Here is a 15,165-nt window from a genome sequence, read left to right on the forward strand (position 1 = left end):
CGGTCGTGGAACTCCCTAGGCGGCCTTGCCCTTCGCATCCTGGATCGCCCGCCACACCCGCTCCGGGGTCAGCGGCATGTCGATGTGCTTGATGCCGTACTCGGAGAGCGCATCGAGCACGGCGTTCACCACGGTCGACAGGCTGCCGGCGCAGCCGGCTTCGCCGCAGCCCTTGCTGCCGAGCGGATTGGTCGTGGCTGGCACCGGCTGATCGCCGACCGTCATGAACGGCACGTCCTCGGCGCGGGGCAGGGCGTAGTCCATCAGCGAGCCCGTGATCGGCTGGCCGCTCTCGTCGTAACGGACATGCTCCATCAGCGCCTGGCCGATGCCCTGGACCACGCCGCCATGGAGCTGGCCCGCGACCAGCAGCGGATTGATCACCGTGCCGAAATCGTTGACGGCGCTGTAGCGCACGATCTGCACCACGCCCGTCTCCGGGTCGATCTCGACCTCGGCGACATGGCAGCCGTTCGGGAAGGCGGATGCGACCGGTTCGCTGGTGTGGTCGACGTCGAGCGAGTCGGGCACGCCGTCCGGCACCTTGCCGTCATGAAGCTTTTTGGCGAGCTCCATGATGTCGATGCTGCGGTCGGTGCCGGCGATCGTAAAGCTGCCGTCGGCGAACTCGATGTCCGCCTCGGACGCCTCCAGCACATACGCGGCCGCACGCTTGCCTTTTTCGATGACGAGCTTGGCGGCTCCCACGATAGCCTGGCCGCTGGCCATGATCGAGCGCGAGCCGCCGGTGCCGTTGCCGGTGTGGACGATGTCGCTGTCGCCCTGCACCAGCTTCACGCTCTCGAAGGGCACCCCTAGCTGTTCGCACAGCACCTGCGCGAACGGCGTGGCGTGGCCCTGACCGTAATCGAGCGTGCCGGTGATGAGCTGCACGGTCCCGTCGGGATCGAACACGATCTTGCCGAGCTCGGGGCTCGGCGGCGCGGTGACCTCGAGATAGGAGCCGACCGCGATGCCGCGCAGCTTGCCGGCCTTCCGGCTCTCCTTCTTGCGCTTGGCGAAATTCTCGTGGTCGGAGATCTCGAGTGCCTTGTTGAACACCGCCTGGAAGTCGCCGCTGTCATAGGTGACGCCGGAGGAGGCCGGGAACGGCATCTGGTTCTGCTTGATGAAGTTGCGCTTGCGCAGCGTCAGGCGATTGATGCCCATCTCGTCGGCGGCGCGGTCGATCAGCCGCTCCATGTAGTAGTTCGCCTCGGGCCGGCCGGCACCGCGATAGGCGCCCATCAGCGTGGTGTTGGTCAGCACCGTCTTGATGTCGACGCCCATCAGCGGCGTACGGTAGACGCTGGAGAAGTTCTTGCCGGTGTTCAGCGAGAGCGGCCCCGGCGCGACACCCGTGATGTAGGCGCCGAGATTGCCATAGCCGGACAGCTTGGCCGCAAGGAAATGCCCCTCGGCATCGAGCGCGAGCTCGGCATGGATTTTCTGCGCGCGGCCGTGGCTGTCGGAGAGGAAGCTGGTGGAGCGCTCGTCGAGCCACTTCACCGGACGCCCCAGTGCCTTCGCCGCGTACAGGATGCACATGTATTCGGGATAGTTGATGTTCTTCATGCCGAAGGAGCCGCCGACATTGGCGGTGAGGATGCGCACTTTCTCGTTCGGCACTTTCAGGTTCTTGGCGAGGTTGGCGCGGTTGCCCGCGACGCCCTGCGTCGGCACGTGGAGCGTATAGCGCTCGGTCCTCTTGTCGTAGGAGGCGAGCCCAACCCGCGGCTCCATCGAGACCACCGCGACGCGGGTGTTCTCGATGTCGAGCCGGGTGACGTGGGCGGCGCTCGCAAAGGCCGCATTGACCTTGTCCATGTCGCCGTAGTGGTAGTCGAGCGCGACATTGTTCGGGATGTGGTCGTAGAGCTGCGGCGCGCCGGGCTGGGCGGCTTCTTCGGGATCGGTCACCGCCGGCAGCGGCTCGATGTCGAGTTCGACCGCCTCGGCCGCGTCGCGCGCCTGAGCCAGCGTCTCGGCCACCACGAAGGCAACGGGATCGCCGACGAAGCGGACCTTGTCGGTCGCCAGCGGCTGGCGGTTGGTCTGGAGCAGGGGCGAGCCGTCGCGGCTCTTCAGCGGCAGGCCGCAGGTGAAGGGGCCGTAGCCGGCGGCATCGAGGTCCTTGCCGGTCCACACCCCCAGCACGCCCGGCATCGCCCTGGCGGCGTCGATACCGATGCCGCGGATGACGCCATGGGCATGGGTCGAGCGGACCACCACGGCATAAGCCTGGCCGGGCAGGTTGAAATCGTCGGTGTAGCGGCCCTTGCCGCGGACCAGGGTGTCGTCCTCCTTGCGGCGGACGGGCTGACCGACACCATATTTTTGCAGTGCAATAGCGTTTTCGAGCGTGGACGATTTTGTGTGTTCTTGCATGGAATCGACCTGAAAAGCCGGCAAATGCGCGATTTCGCGGGCGCCTGGAGGGGGCCGGACCCCATTCAGATAGCCCACGGACCCGTTCACGACAACGCACGAATGGGCATGGTCCTATGTGATGCGATGTTGCGCAGACCTGCCGCGCTGCTAATGTTTCAGGCGAAAAAGCAATTCCAGATCGGCCCGACCGGCCGCGGAAAGACAGTTTGTATGAATGACCACACGCGGCTCCGCGACGGCCATGCGCCGCACGATGGGCTGGAGGGGTCGATGGCGGCGGTGGCGTTGGCCGCCGGACCGGCCGTCCCCGCGCAAGTGACCGGAACCGGCGTCTACGCGGCGCTGGACCTCGGCACCAACAATTGCAGGCTGCTGATCGCCTGTCCGACCCAGGACGGCTTTCGTGTGGTCGATTCCTTCTCGCGCATCATCCGGCTCGGCGAGGGGGTCTCGGCGACCGGCTCGATCAGCGAGGCCGCAATCGAGCGCGCCATTGCGGCGCTCAGCATCTGCCGGGACAAGATCAATCTGCGCAAGGCGCGGCGGTTGCGGCTGATCGCCACCGAAGCCTGCCGCGCGGCGGCGAATGCGGAGGGGTTTCGCAGCCGCGTCGCGGCCGAGACCGGCATCGAGCTCGAGGTGATCGACCGCGAGACCGAGGCCTCGCTCGCCGTGCTCGGCTGCTCGCCGCTGGTCGATCCGAGGGGGCGCGGCGCAATCCTGTTCGACATCGGCGGCGGTTCCACCGAGCTGGTGCGGATCGAGCGTGACCCACAAAATCCGGAACCGCGCATCAAGGCCTGGATGTCGATCCCGTATGGCGTGGTCACGCTCGCCGAGCAGTTCGGCGGCCGCGACGTGTCGCCGGAGATCTATGCTGCGATGGAGCGCGAGGTCGCGAGCCATGTCGCGCCGTTCGCCGAGGAGCACGGCCGCGATCTCACTGGGATGCATCTGCTCGGCACGTCGGGCACGGTGACGACGCTCGCCGGCATCCATCTCAATCTGCCGCGGTACGACCGCCGACGCATCGACAGCATCTGGATGAACGATGCCGACATCACCGCGACCATCAACAAGCTGCTCGGCATGAGCTACGAGGAGCGCGCCAACAACAGCTGCATCAGCGTCGAGCGCGCCGATCTCGTGCTCGCCGGCTGCGCCATCCTCGATGCCATCAGGCACGCCTTCCCGCTGCCGCGCCTGCGCGTCGCCGATCGTGGCCTGCGCGAGGGCATGCTGGTCGAGATGATGCGCGAGGACGGCGCGCTCAGGAGCTGGTGAGATGGCGAAGGACACCACCGGCCGCTTGCACGTCCAGGTCAAGACCGGCGGCAAGCGCAAGCTGTCGTCGAAGCTGTGGCTGGAGCGGCAGCTCAACGATCCCTATGTCGCCAAGGCCAAGGCTGCGGGCTATCGCTCGCGTGCCGCGTTCAAGCTGCTCGAGATGGACGACAAGTTCCGGCTCTTGAAGCCCGGCATGGCCGTGGTCGACCTTGGCGCCGCGCCCGGCGGCTGGAGCCAGATCGCGGCCAAGCGCGTCGGCTCGGTGGAAGGCAAGGGCAAGGTCGTCGCCATCGACCTCTTGGAGATGCCCGAGATTCCCGGCGTCGACTTCGCCCAGCTCGATTTCATGGACAATGACGCGCCGGAAAAGCTCGCCGCGATGCTCGGCGGCGGCGCCGATGTCGTGATGTCCGACATGGCCGCCAATACCACCGGCCACCGCAAGACCGACCAGCTCCGCATCGTCGGCCTCGTCGAGACCGCGGCGGCCTTCGCCTGCGACGTGCTCAAGCCCGGCGGCACATTCCTCGCCAAGACGTTCCAAAGCGGCGCCGATGCCGATCTGCTCGCCCAGCTCAAGCGCGACTTCGCAACGGTGCGTCACGTCAAGCCCGCCGCGAGCCGGCAGGATTCGTCGGAACGCTACGTGCTCGCGACGGGATTTCGCGGCGAAGCGCAGGCGTAGCCCGTACGCCGTCATTGCGAGCGCAGCGAAGCAATCCAGAATCGAAGCAAAACTACCCCAGCCGCTGATCGCGCACGTCTTGCGTATCTTCCGTTGCCGCCTTCACGGCGGCCTTCTCCGCGCCCTTGCCGGCGCCTTTGCGGCTCGCGATCTCCACCGCCTTGCGGCCGGAGATCTCGTGGCCGGCGTCGGCCGGCATCTGCCAGAAGAACCAGCTCGAGGCTGCCGAGGTCAGCGCGACCACGACGAAGGCGGGCGCGAACACGGTGGCGTTGAGCTCGCTGACATGGCTGAGCCACATCGTCGTCTCCACCGAGGCGGCGCCGACGGCAACGCCGGCGGACACCGCGAGCTGCTGGTTGACGCTGACCAGCGTGGTGGCGCGGCTCATCTGCGGACTTTCCACGTCGGCATAGGCGACGGTGTTGATGGCGGTGAACTCGAGCGAGCGGAAGAAGCCGCCGACCACCAGGATCACCATGATGATCAGCAGCGGCGTCGTCACCGTGAACAGCGCGCAGACGCCGAGGAAGAACGCGCTGATGATCGCGTTCACGGTCATCAAATTGCGGAAGCCGAAGGTGCGGATGATGCGCGCCGCCAGCGTCTTCATGCCCATGGCCCCGAGCGAGGAGGCGAAGGTGACGAGGCCGGAATGGAACGGCGACAGGCCGAAGCCGATCTGCATCAGGAGCGGCAGCAGGAACGGCAGCGCGCCGATGCCGAGCCGGAACAGGAAGCCGCCGAGGATCGCCGCGCGCAGCGTCGGCAGCTTGAGCAGCGAGAAGTCCAGCACCGGGGATCCGGTCCGCCGCGCGTGCAACACGTACAACGTCATCGAGATCGCGCCGCCCACGACCAGCGCGGCCACCGTGCTCCAGGGCAGCAGGTTGAGCCCGGCGACGGAGAGGCCGAAGGCGATGCCGGCAAGGCCGATGCCGGCGAGCACCATGCCGTAGAGATCGAACGGCTCCTGCGTCTCGCTCTTGATCGGATCGATGAACTTCAAGGCCATGAAGATGCCGAGCAGCCCGATCGGGATGTTGATCAGGAAGATCCAGTGCCAGGACGCGTAGGTCGTGATGAAACCGCCGAGCGGTGGTCCGATCACCGGCCCGATCAGGGCAGGGACTGTCACCCAGGCCATGGCATTGACCAGCGCGCTCTTGTCGACGGAGCGCAGCAGCACGAGGCGCCCGACCGGCGTCATCATCGCCCCGCCCATGCCTTGCAGGATGCGCGCGAACACGAAATCGGTTACCGAGGTCGACAGCGCGCAGCCGACCGAGCCGACCATGAACACGCCGACCGCGATGGCGAACACCATCCGCGCGCCGAAGCGGTCGGCGGTCCAGCCGCTCGCCGGGATGAACACCGCGAGCGACAGCAGGTAGGACGTGATCGCAAGCTTCAGCGTCAGCGGGCTGGTGCCGATGTCGGCTGCAATCGCCGGCAGCGAGGTGGCGATGACGGTCGAATCCATGTTCTCCATGAAGAGAGCAGTGGCCACGATCAGCGGAATGATGCGTTGCTTGTCGACCATGACGGATTGGTAATGAAAATCGGAAGGAAGGGCGAGACTTGCGGCTTATCACCGCCACCCGACGGGGACCATTGCGGATCGACGCATAGCACCTAGATCCCGCGTAACAACGGTGTGACCCTGCTCGTTATTCCCTGGCGCGCCTCTCGGCGCGGACCCGGAATCCGTGGGGTCGCAGGGATCGCTGCGGGATGGAGTCCGGGCTCGCGACTTCGTCGCAGCCGGAATCACGGTGGCCAACCCCGCCGCCCGGCCATCGCCGCCGAATTTACCCTAAAAAAGCCTGTGCATGGCTGGCCGGCGGCTCGAATTGCTTTGATTCGTCACGCGGGCGTGCTATCGACCCGCGTCAACCCCACCGATGGGCTCCGATTCTCAAGGCGATGCCGCAAGGTTCGCCGAGGGCGGCGCTCATCCTTAGCTATTTGCGGCAGGGCCGCAGGAAGGAGTTGGCAGATGGCCACGGTGCAACTTCAGGGCATCCGCGAAGCCTTTACGTTCGACGACGTGCTGTTGAAGCCGGGCCTGTCGGACGTCATGCCGGGCGAGGTCGATATCCGCTCGCGCGTCACCCGCGCCATTCCGCTCAACATTCCGATCATGGCCTCTGCGATGGATACCGTCACCGAGGCGCGCATGGCAATCGCCATGGCGCAGGCCGGCGGCCTCGGCGTCATCCACCGCAATTTCGATCCCGAGGGGCAGGCCGCCCAGGTCAGGCAGGTCAAGCGCTACGAGTCGGGCATGGTGGTGAACCCGCTCACCATCAGCCCCGAGGCGACGCTCGAAGACGCGCTCAAGCTGATGAGCGATCACGGCATCTCGGGCATTCCCGTCGTCACGGGCGCCGGCAAGAATACGCCCGGCAAGCTGGTCGGCATCCTCACCAACCGTGACGTGCGCTTTGCCACCGACCGCCGTCAAAAAGTCTCCGAGCTGATGACGCATGAGGGTCTCGTTACTGTGCGCGAGAATGTCAGCCAGGACGAGGCGCGCCGGATGCTGCACCAGCATCGCATCGAGAAGCTGCTGGTGGTTGACGAGCAATATCGCTGCGTCGGCCTGATCACCGTGAAGGACATGGAGAAGGCAGTCGCCCATCCGCTCGCCTGCAAGGACGCGCAAGGGCGCCTGCGTGTCGCCGCCGCCACCTCGGTCGGCGACACCGGCTTCGAGCGCACCGAGCGGCTGATCGATGCCGGCGTCGATCTCGTCGTGGTCGACACGGCGCACGGCCATTCCCGCCACGTGCTGCATGCGGTGAACCGCATCAAGCGTCTCTCGAATTCGGTGCAGGTCGTCGCCGGCAACGTCGCGACATCGGAGGGTGCGCAGGCGCTGATCGATTCCGGTGCGGATTGCATCAAGGTCGGCATCGGCCCGGGCTCGATCTGCACCACGCGCATCGTCGCCGGCGTCGGCGTGCCCCAGCTCACCGCGATCATGGATGCGGTCGAGGCGGCCAAGAAGTCCGACATTCCCGTCATCGCCGACGGCGGCATCAAGTTCTCCGGCGATCTTGCAAAAGCGCTCGCCGCCGGCGCCGACATCGCCATGGTCGGCTCGCTGCTCGCCGGCACCGACGAGACGCCGGGCGAAGTGTTTCTCTGGCAGGGCCGTTCCTACAAGGCCTATCGCGGCATGGGCTCGGTCGGCGCGATGGCGCGCGGCTCGGCCGACCGCTACTTCCAGCAGGACATCAAGGACTCGCTCAAGCTCGTGCCTGAAGGCATCGAGGGCCAGGTGCCCTACAAGGGCCCGGTCGGCAACGTCATGCACCAGCTCGCCGGCGGCCTGCGCGCCGCCATGGGCTATGTCGGCGCCAAGGACATGAAGGAGCTGCACGAGAAGGCGAACTTCGTCCGCATCACCGGCGCGGGCCTGCGCGAAAGCCACGTGCACGACGTGACCATCACGCGCGAGGCCCCGAACTATCCGGGCGGGGGTTAGTTACTCCACCCAACGCTGTCATGCCCCGGCTTGACGCGGTATCCGGTACGCCGCGGCTTCTCGGCTCAATCACTGCCGTCTCTGGAATACTGGATCGCCCGATCAAGTCGGGCGATGACAGTGAGTATGTAGCGTGAGCTTCGTCGACTTCGTCATTGCGAGGAGCTCGCGACAAAATCGCGTGGCAATCTTGTGCTGATCCGACGAAGCAATCCAGTCCTTTTGTGTTGACGCGGCTGGATTGCTTCGCTTCGCTCGCAATGACAGAAAAGTGGAGGAAGCCATGTCCCAAGGCAAACGCATCGTTCTCGCCGCGCGTCCCGTCGGCGAACCCAAGCCGTCAGATTTCCGCATCGAGGAATTCGCCGTTCCAACGCCAGGGCAGGGCGAAGTCCTGCTGCGCACGATCTGGCTGTCGCTCGATCCCTACATGCGCGGGCGCATGAGCGAAGGGCCGTCCTACGCTGCGCCGGTGCCGATCGGCGGCGTGATGGAAGGCGAGGCGGTCAGCGAGGTCGCAGCCTCCAACAATCCCGACTTTGCGGTAGGCGACATCGTGCGCATCCGCTCCGGCTGGCAGACGCATGCGATCTCGAACGGCAAGGGCCTGATCAAGGTCGATCCGAAGCTTGGTCCGATCTCGACCTCCATCGGCGTGCTCGGCATGCCTGGCATGACCGCGTACACGGGCCTGCTCGACATCGGCAAACCGCAACCGGGCGAGACCGTCGTGGTCGCCGGCGCTTCCGGTGCGGTCGGCTCGGCCGTCGGCCAGATCGCGAAGATCAAGGGCGCCCGCGCAGTCGGCATCGCCGGCGGCAAGGACAAGTGCGACTACGTGGTGAAGGAGCTCGGCTTCGATGCCTGCATCGATCACCGCGATCCTGATCTCGCTGCGAAGCTGAAGGGCGCCTGTCCGAATGGCATCGACGTCTATTTCGAGAATGTCGGCGGCGCGGTGTTCGAGGCGGTGTTTCCGCTGCTCAACCCGTTCGCCCGCGTGCCGGTCTGCGGCCTGATCGCCCATTACAACGATACCGAGGCCAAGCCGCCGAAATGGGCCGCCAGCATGATGCGCGCGACCCTGACCAAGCGGCTGACCTTCCGCGGCTTCATCGTCTCCGACTTCGCCGCCCGGCATGGCGACTTCCTGCGCGACATGTCGGCCTGGGTCCGCGAGGGCAAGGTCAAGTACAAGGAGTTCGTCACCGACGGCCTGGAAAGCGCCCCCGGCGCCTTCATAGGCCTGCTGAAGGGGGCCAATTTCGGCAAGCAGTTGGTTCGGGTGGGCCCGGATAGGGCCTGATCCGGCCGCATCCAGCCCCCATGGGCGCTGGATGGTTAAGAAAGAGTCACCCAATGGTCACACCTGCCCGCAAAAGCCGCAGGTGTGACCGTCTGTTCATTGACGGGCCGGCGAAGGGATTGAATCATCGCGCATATTTCAGGTGCTGCGATGTTAGAGATTGTTCTTTTCTGTGTAATCCTCCTGGCCGCCGGCTATTGGGCGACGATGTTCGTCATGGGCCGCCGCGACGATGTCATCCATGGCAAGTTCGTTCATGCCGAGGAGGAGGGCGATTTCGCGCCAGCCACGATGCCTGCGCCACCGCCGTTCCCGAAGCGTCCCGTCAAAGCTGTGCAGCCCACCAGCGTTCAGCCTGCGAGCACCGAGACCAAGCCCGTGAACAGCGCGGCGCTGCAATCCCTGCTGGCCGCGATCCAGCAGGACCTCAAGAGTGTCGCTTAAATCCCGCGCTCAGACGCTGCCGCGCTCGATCAGGGACAATTCGACCGCGAGCCGCTGCTCCGCTGCCGGCGTGCCGGAGAGCCGCGCCAACAGCATTTCCCCCGCAATCCGCCCCAGGGCAGCCGCATCGAACGAGATGGTGGTGAGGCCGGGCGTGATCTGATCGGCAACGTCGTTGTCGCCGAAGCCGAGCACGGCGAGATCGCGCGGCACCGACAGGCCGCGGGCGCGGGCCTCGATCAGTGCGCCGGTCGCGAGCAAATCGTTGGCGCAGAACACGGCATCGACCTCGCCGCCGCCCGCGAGCAGGGCAGTGAAGGCGGCGCGGCCGTCGACGAGGCCCGTGATCTCGCCGACACCGATCTCGTGGACGATATCAAGACCAAGCTTTGCCGCTGCCGTCCGAAAACCGTCGCGGCGGAGCGCGCCACGGCCGCTGCTGCGGCCGATGAAGGCGACGCGACGATGTCCGGCCTCCGCCAGCCTGCGCGCCGCCATGGCGCCGGCATCCGCATTGGGCAGGCCGACCAGCATGTCGATGGGATCGCGCGGGAACGCCCAGGTCTCGATCACGGGAATGCCGAGCTCGGCGAGCGCTGTGCGGTTCTCCTCGAGCTCGATGACGCCGGTGAACATCACCGCGGCGGGGCGGATGCCGCGCAGCGATTGAATCATCGCGACCTCCTTGGTATAGGAGTAGGAGGTCTGGCCGACCAGCACTTCGAAGCCTTCCGGCTCCAGCGTCGCGGCAAAGCTGCGCACCGCGAGGCCAAACTGCTGGCTGAGGATGTTGGAGACGAAGGCGACGACGACGTTCGACCGGCCCGAGCGCAGCGCGCGCGCGTGCGGGTTGGAGGCGTAGCCGGTCGCCTCGATCACCTCGAGGATGCGCTCCCGGGTCTTGCGATTGACCTTCTCGGGGTGGCGCAGCACCCGCGACACCGTGATCGGCGCGACGCCGGCGCGCTCGGCGACCTCCTCGATGCGTGGCGGCCGTCCGGTCGCATTGCTGCGGCCCGGCGGCGCCGGAATGCGCACGACGTCGTCGTAACCTGGCTTTGCCGGATCGGTCATCGAATCCCGAGGTTAGTCCAAGTCGGTATCGTCTCCGAAGTTCAGCGAGTGGGCAACTCGTCGCGCGACAATGCTCGGCCGACCTGGACCAGGCAGTCGCCGCTCTGGCTGTCGGTGTGCAGCCGCTGCGAGATCACGATGCCGTCGGCGGGGAAGCGCAGCACCTCTTCGGCAAGCTCGGGGCGCTCGAAGTCGTGATACCAGCCGGCCACGTCGCCCGCCTTGACGCGCGCACCGACGGTGACAGCGGGCTCGAACCAGCCGCGGCGCGTCGCAAACACCGCCTGGGCGTGGCTCTGCAGGGCCAGCAGTTCAGTCGCGCGCTCGACCGGAGCATGCGGCCCCAGCACGGGCGCCTGGACCAGGCCAAGCGCGAGCAGCAGCCGGTCGATCGCGCGCGCGGTGAACGCCATCGTCTGCGGCGTGACGGTACCACCACCGCCGAATTCACCGGAGAGCCCGATCGCGCCGGCGCGTGCGGCCGCGGCCATCGACGTCGGCGCCGTGGCGCCGTTCTCGGCGACGAAGGCGAAGGGCATGCCGAGCCCTTCCATCAGGTGCAGCGCGTGGCCGAACATCTCGGGCGGTCCCTGCCGCTCGATCAGCGCGCAAGGCACATGCGCCATCGAGGTGCCGCCGGAATGGATGTCGAAGACGACGTCATGGCGCGGAAACAGCTCGTGCTCGAGGAAGTGCGCCAGGCGGAAGGTCGGCGTGCCCGCGGCATCGCCCGGGAAGGCGCGGTTGAGATTGCCCTCGTCGAGCGGCGAGCGGCGGCGCGCCGCCATCACCGCGGGCAGGTTGGCGAAGGGCAGGATGGTGATCTCGCCCTTGACGTCCTTTGCATCGAGCCGACGATACAGCCGCGTCAGCGTGATCTCGCCCTCATATTCGTCGCCGTGATTGCCGGCCATCAACAGCAGCTTCGGCCCGGCGCCGTTCTTGATCCGGAAGATCGGGATCTTGAGCTGGAAGTAGGGGGAACGATCGATCGAGAAGGGGATGCCGAGATGGCCGGACCATTTCTGGTCCTTCTCGAAGTCGATCTCGTGAAACAGTCCGGTATGCATGGCTTGCCTCGGGGCCGCGCCGTCGCCGGCGCCGGCTGAAAGTTAATGAAAGGGCGGCGCCTTCGCGGTTCACCTCTCCCTACGGGAGAGGTGACTCGAGTTCCGGGGCCCGCATCGATTCAAACAGGACGGATCTCGTTCTGGAGCAAGGCGACCGCGGTCATCTCGACGCGCAAATCGGGATCGGCGAGACGGGCTTCGACGCAGGCGCGCGCCGGCGGGTTGGCCGGATCGATCCAGGCGTCATAGACCGAGTTCATGGTGTCGAAGTCGGTGATGTGCGGCAGGAAGACGTTGACCGCGATCAGCCCGGAGCGATCGGTGCCGGCTTCCTTCAGCAGCGCGTCGATCTTGGCCAGCACCTGCTGGGTCTGCGACACGATGCCGGCCTCGCGGTCATCGGCGACCTGACCTGCGATGTGCACCATGCCGCCAGCGGCGACGGCCTGGCTCATGCGCGATCCCACCCTGTAACGTCTGATCATCTCAATTCTCCTCGTGAAGGTCGGCTCCCGCTGATGCGGGAGCCGTGTGCGGACTCACAGCGTCGGCAGCGACTGCTCTTCCTTGAACAACTTCAGCTGAAGTGCGCCGAGCTTGCCGTTGAGCTTGTTGAAGAAGATGTCCGTGTTGATCCAGTTGAGCAGGTTCTGCTCACCCTGGCGCACGCCGACATGGGCCGGCGACTGGCGGATCAGGAATTTCAGCTCGACCTCCTTGGTCGGGTTCTGGTCCTGGACCTTGAGCGCGATGGCGCTGTTTTCGGCGAAGGTGTCGGCCTGTCCGGCGAGGAAGGCCGCGATCGCGGCCGGGGTGTCCTCGAAGCGCACCAGCTTCACCTTCGGCGCGTTGTCGGTGAGCCAGACGTCGAGCGTCGTGCCCTTGGCGACTGCCACCGTGCGGCCCTCGAGATTGTCGGGCTTCTTGCCGGTCGCGGCGGCAAGCGACTTCGCGCCATAGACGCCGAGATTCACCACGGCATAGGGCTGCGAGAACATCACCTGCTGCGCACGCTCGGGCGTCGCGCCGAGACCGGCGATCAAAATGTCGAGCTTGTCCGAGAGCAGGCTCGGGATGCGAGATGGACCAGTCACCGGCACGATCTCGAGCTTCACGCCCATGTCGGCGGCGATCAGCTTGGCGAGATCGGCGTCGAGACCAGCGATCTCGCCCTTGTCGTCCTTGAAGCCCCAGGGCGCGGCGTCGGTGAGAATGCCGACGCGAATCTTGCCGGCGCCGAGCACGTCCTGGAGCTTGTCGGCCTCGGCGAGGTTCGGTGCGGCGAGGGCGGCGAGCGCGGTCGCCGCAATGGTGAAGAGGGACTTCAACTTTCTCATGACTCTCTCCTTGAAGGGGAAGGCTCTCACTTGGAAGGTTTCACTTGGCAGATGCGATGAAGCTTGCGAGCTCGGGGGTCTCAGGATTGGCGAACAGCTTGGCCGGCGGTCCCTGTTCCCAGACGCGGCCCTGATGCATGAAGACGATGCGGTTGGCGACGTTGCGGGCAAAGCCCATCTCGTGGGTGACCAGGATCATGGTCATGCCCTGCTTCGCCATCGCCTCCATCACCTTCAGCACCTCGCCGACGAGCTCGGGATCGAGCGCCGAGGTCACCTCGTCGAACAGCATGAGGTGAGGGGCCATGGCGAGGCAGCGCGCGATGGCGACGCGCTGCTGCTGGCCGCCGGAGAGCTGCTCGGGCCAGGCGTCGATCTTGTCGGCAAGGCCGACGCGGGTCAGCACATCCTCGGCCAGCGCACGCGCTTTCGCCGTGTCGATGCGGCCGGTGAGCAGCGGGGCCAGCGTGATGTTGCGCTCGACCTTCAGATGCGGAAACAAATTGAAGGCCTGGAACACGATGCCGACGCGCTGACGGAACTTCTTCAGGTCCGGCATCCTGGCGTGGACCTTCTGGCCTTCGACCCGGATCTCGCCGGAATCCACGCTCTCCAGAGCGTTGATGCAGCGGAGAAGTGTCGACTTGCCCGAGCCCGAGCGGCCGATGATGGTGACGATCTCGCCTTCCTCGACATCGAGCGACACGCCCTTGAGCACCTCGACCTCGCCGAATGTCTTGTGCACGTCGCGGATTTCAACGAGAGCCATCGAGGCGGGCCTCCAGGGAGCGGGACCAGAGCGTGAGCGGCAGGCACAGCGCGAAATAGATCGCGGCGACCAGCGCGTAGGTGAGGAGCGGCTGGAAGGTCGCCGCGCTCACCACCTGCCCGGCGCGGGCGAGCTCGACGAAGCCGAGGATCGAGGCGAGCGAGGTGCCCTTGATGAGCTGCACCAGGAAGCCGACGGTCGGCGGCAGCGACAGCCGCAGCGCCTGCGGCGCGATGATGTGGCGGAACTGCTGCCAGGCGGAGAGGCCGAGACAGGCGCCGGCTTCCCACTGCGCCTGCTTCACGGCCTCGAGGCCGCCGCGCCAGATCTCGCCGAGGAAGGCGGCGGTGTAGAGTGTGTAGGCGACGGTCACGGCGACAAGCGCCGGTACCTGGATCCCCAGAAACACCGGCATGCCGAAATAGAAGAAGAACAAAAGGCCGAGCAGCGGCACGCTCTGGATCACCTGGATGCACGCCGCCATCGCCCAGCGCAGGCCTTTGAGGCGGCTGATGCGGCCGAGTGCGAGGCCAAGCGCCAGCGGCGCACCGAACGCGAGCGCAAGCACGACGAGGGCGACGGTCCAGCGCAGCGCCGCGAACAGCGAGACGAAATCGATGAGAGAGAAGGATCGCATCGCTCGTCCCTCAGCGCCGCCGCGGCCAGCGGAAGGCCGCCAGACCGACAATGGCGAACAGCGCCTTGAACGACATCGCCATCGCGAAATAGACCGCGCAGATCACCGCATAGACCTCGAAGCTGCGATAGGTGCGGCTCTCGATGAATCCGGCGACATGAAACAGCTCGTCGGCCGCAACCTGCGAGGCGAGCGAGGTACCGAGCAGCAGCAGCACGAACTGGCTGGTCACGGCCGGATAGGCGTTGCGCAGCGCCGGCGGCAGGATGATGTGGCGGAACACCTGCCAGCCTGAGAGGCCGAGGCACTGTCCGGCCTCGACCTGGCTGCGTGGAATGGAATCGAGGCCGGCGCGGATGATCTCGACCGAATAGGCGCCGAAATAGAGCGACAGCGCGACGGCGGCGGCCTCGAAGGCCGGCAGCTTCAGGCCGAAGTTCGGCAGCACGAAGAACACGATGAAGATCTGGATCAGCGACGGCGTGTTGCGGAACAGCTCGATGTAACCACGCACCAGCCAGCGCAGCGGCGTGATGCGGCCCTTCAGCGCGACCGCGCCGGCGATGCCGATCACGAGCCCGGCCAGTGCCGAGATCACCGTCAACTCCAGCGTGACGATGGCCCCGTCAATGAGCTGGTTCTGGTAGCGCCAGAGCGGCAGGAAGTTCATCG

Annotated in this window: 14 protein-coding genes; 5 read left to right on the top strand and 9 right to left on the bottom strand. The window is 66.2% G+C overall.

The genetic code is table 11. The features are described 5' to 3' along the window. Positions 1 to 15: 15 nt before the first annotated feature. Positions 16 to 2,388 (bottom strand): xanthine dehydrogenase family protein molybdopterin-binding subunit, encoded by a 2,373-nt coding sequence (locus ACNJYB_RS17115; RefSeq protein WP_439375007.1) that lies wholly within the window; start codon positions 2,386 to 2,388, stop codon positions 16 to 18. Positions 2,389 to 2,601: 213 nt separating this feature from the next. On the opposite strand from ACNJYB_RS17115, the gene ACNJYB_RS17120 reads away from it, so the two are divergent. Both ACNJYB_RS17120 and ACNJYB_RS17125 read left to right on the top strand, forming a co-directional pair. After that, complete coding sequence (locus tag ACNJYB_RS17120; RefSeq protein WP_439375008.1) at positions 2,602 to 3,675, top strand: Ppx/GppA phosphatase family protein; 1,074 nt, start codon at positions 2,602 to 2,604, stop codon at positions 3,673 to 3,675. 1 nt (position 3,676) lies between these two features. Beyond that, complete coding sequence (locus ACNJYB_RS17125; RefSeq protein ID WP_439375009.1) at positions 3,677 to 4,363, top strand: RlmE family RNA methyltransferase; 687 nt, start codon at positions 3,677 to 3,679, stop codon at positions 4,361 to 4,363. 52 nt (positions 4,364 to 4,415) lie between these two features. Here the strand turns inward: ACNJYB_RS17125 and ACNJYB_RS17130 are convergent, their stop codons facing one another. After that, positions 4,416 to 5,906, bottom strand: a complete 1,491-nt coding sequence (locus ACNJYB_RS17130) for an MFS transporter (protein ID WP_439375010.1) — start codon at positions 5,904 to 5,906, stop codon at positions 4,416 to 4,418. A 456-nt stretch (positions 5,907 to 6,362) separates the two neighbouring features. Here ACNJYB_RS17130 and guaB point away from each other — a divergent pair, with 456 nt between their 5' ends. From guaB to ACNJYB_RS17145, 3 genes are all read left to right on the top strand, one after another. After that, complete coding sequence (gene guaB, locus ACNJYB_RS17135) at positions 6,363 to 7,856, top strand: IMP dehydrogenase (protein ID WP_439375011.1); 1,494 nt, start codon at positions 6,363 to 6,365, stop codon at positions 7,854 to 7,856. Between the two features lie 283 nt (positions 7,857 to 8,139). Next, on the top strand, positions 8,140 to 9,162 hold the full coding sequence (locus ACNJYB_RS17140) for an NADP-dependent oxidoreductase (RefSeq protein ID WP_439375012.1): 1,023 nt from the start codon (positions 8,140 to 8,142) through the stop codon (positions 9,160 to 9,162). A 150-nt stretch (positions 9,163 to 9,312) separates the two neighbouring features. Further along, on the top strand, positions 9,313 to 9,606 hold the full coding sequence (locus tag ACNJYB_RS17145; protein WP_439375013.1) for a hypothetical protein: 294 nt from the start codon (positions 9,313 to 9,315) through the stop codon (positions 9,604 to 9,606). A gap of 9 nt (positions 9,607 to 9,615) precedes the next feature. Here ACNJYB_RS17145 and ACNJYB_RS17150 read toward each other — a convergent pair whose 3' ends face one another. The 7 genes from ACNJYB_RS17150 to ACNJYB_RS17180 all read right to left on the bottom strand — a co-directional run bounded on the left by ACNJYB_RS17150 (position 9,616) and on the right by ACNJYB_RS17180 (position 15,163). Beyond that, positions 9,616 to 10,680 carry a LacI family DNA-binding transcriptional regulator gene (locus ACNJYB_RS17150; protein WP_439375014.1) on the bottom strand — a complete coding sequence of 355 codons (1,065 nt, stop codon included), beginning with the start codon at positions 10,678 to 10,680 and terminating at the stop codon, positions 9,616 to 9,618. A gap of 41 nt (positions 10,681 to 10,721) precedes the next feature. Next, positions 10,722 to 11,750, bottom strand: a complete 1,029-nt coding sequence (locus tag ACNJYB_RS17155) for a succinylglutamate desuccinylase/aspartoacylase family protein (protein WP_439375015.1) — start codon at positions 11,748 to 11,750, stop codon at positions 10,722 to 10,724. Positions 11,751 to 11,869: 119 nt separating this feature from the next. Further along, positions 11,870 to 12,235 carry a RidA family protein gene (locus tag ACNJYB_RS17160; RefSeq protein WP_439375016.1) on the bottom strand — a complete coding sequence of 122 codons (366 nt, stop codon included), beginning with the start codon at positions 12,233 to 12,235 and terminating at the stop codon, positions 11,870 to 11,872. A 54-nt stretch (positions 12,236 to 12,289) separates the two neighbouring features. After that, positions 12,290 to 13,087: a transporter substrate-binding domain-containing protein gene (locus tag ACNJYB_RS17165; protein WP_439375017.1), complete on the bottom strand. Its 798-nt coding sequence runs from the start codon at positions 13,085 to 13,087 to the stop codon at positions 12,290 to 12,292. Positions 13,088 to 13,127: 40 nt separating this feature from the next. Then, positions 13,128 to 13,856, bottom strand: a complete 729-nt coding sequence (locus ACNJYB_RS17170) for an amino acid ABC transporter ATP-binding protein (protein WP_439375018.1) — start codon at positions 13,854 to 13,856, stop codon at positions 13,128 to 13,130. Then, the gene (locus tag ACNJYB_RS17175) at positions 13,843 to 14,493 is read right to left on the bottom strand and encodes an amino acid ABC transporter permease (protein ID WP_439375019.1); all 651 of its coding nucleotides are present in this window, start codon (positions 14,491 to 14,493) and stop codon (positions 13,843 to 13,845) included. The genes ACNJYB_RS17170 and ACNJYB_RS17175 overlap by 14 nt, the downstream gene beginning before the upstream one ends. A 10-nt stretch (positions 14,494 to 14,503) precedes the next feature. After that, positions 14,504 to 15,163 (bottom strand): amino acid ABC transporter permease, encoded by a 660-nt coding sequence (locus tag ACNJYB_RS17180; RefSeq protein ID WP_439375020.1) that lies wholly within the window; start codon positions 15,161 to 15,163, stop codon positions 14,504 to 14,506. Positions 15,164 to 15,165: the final 2 nt, after the last annotated feature.

It is taken from the genome of Bradyrhizobium sp. SMVTL-02 (assembly GCF_051853005.1).
Taxonomy (GTDB): Bacteria; Pseudomonadota; Alphaproteobacteria; order Rhizobiales; family Xanthobacteraceae; genus Bradyrhizobium.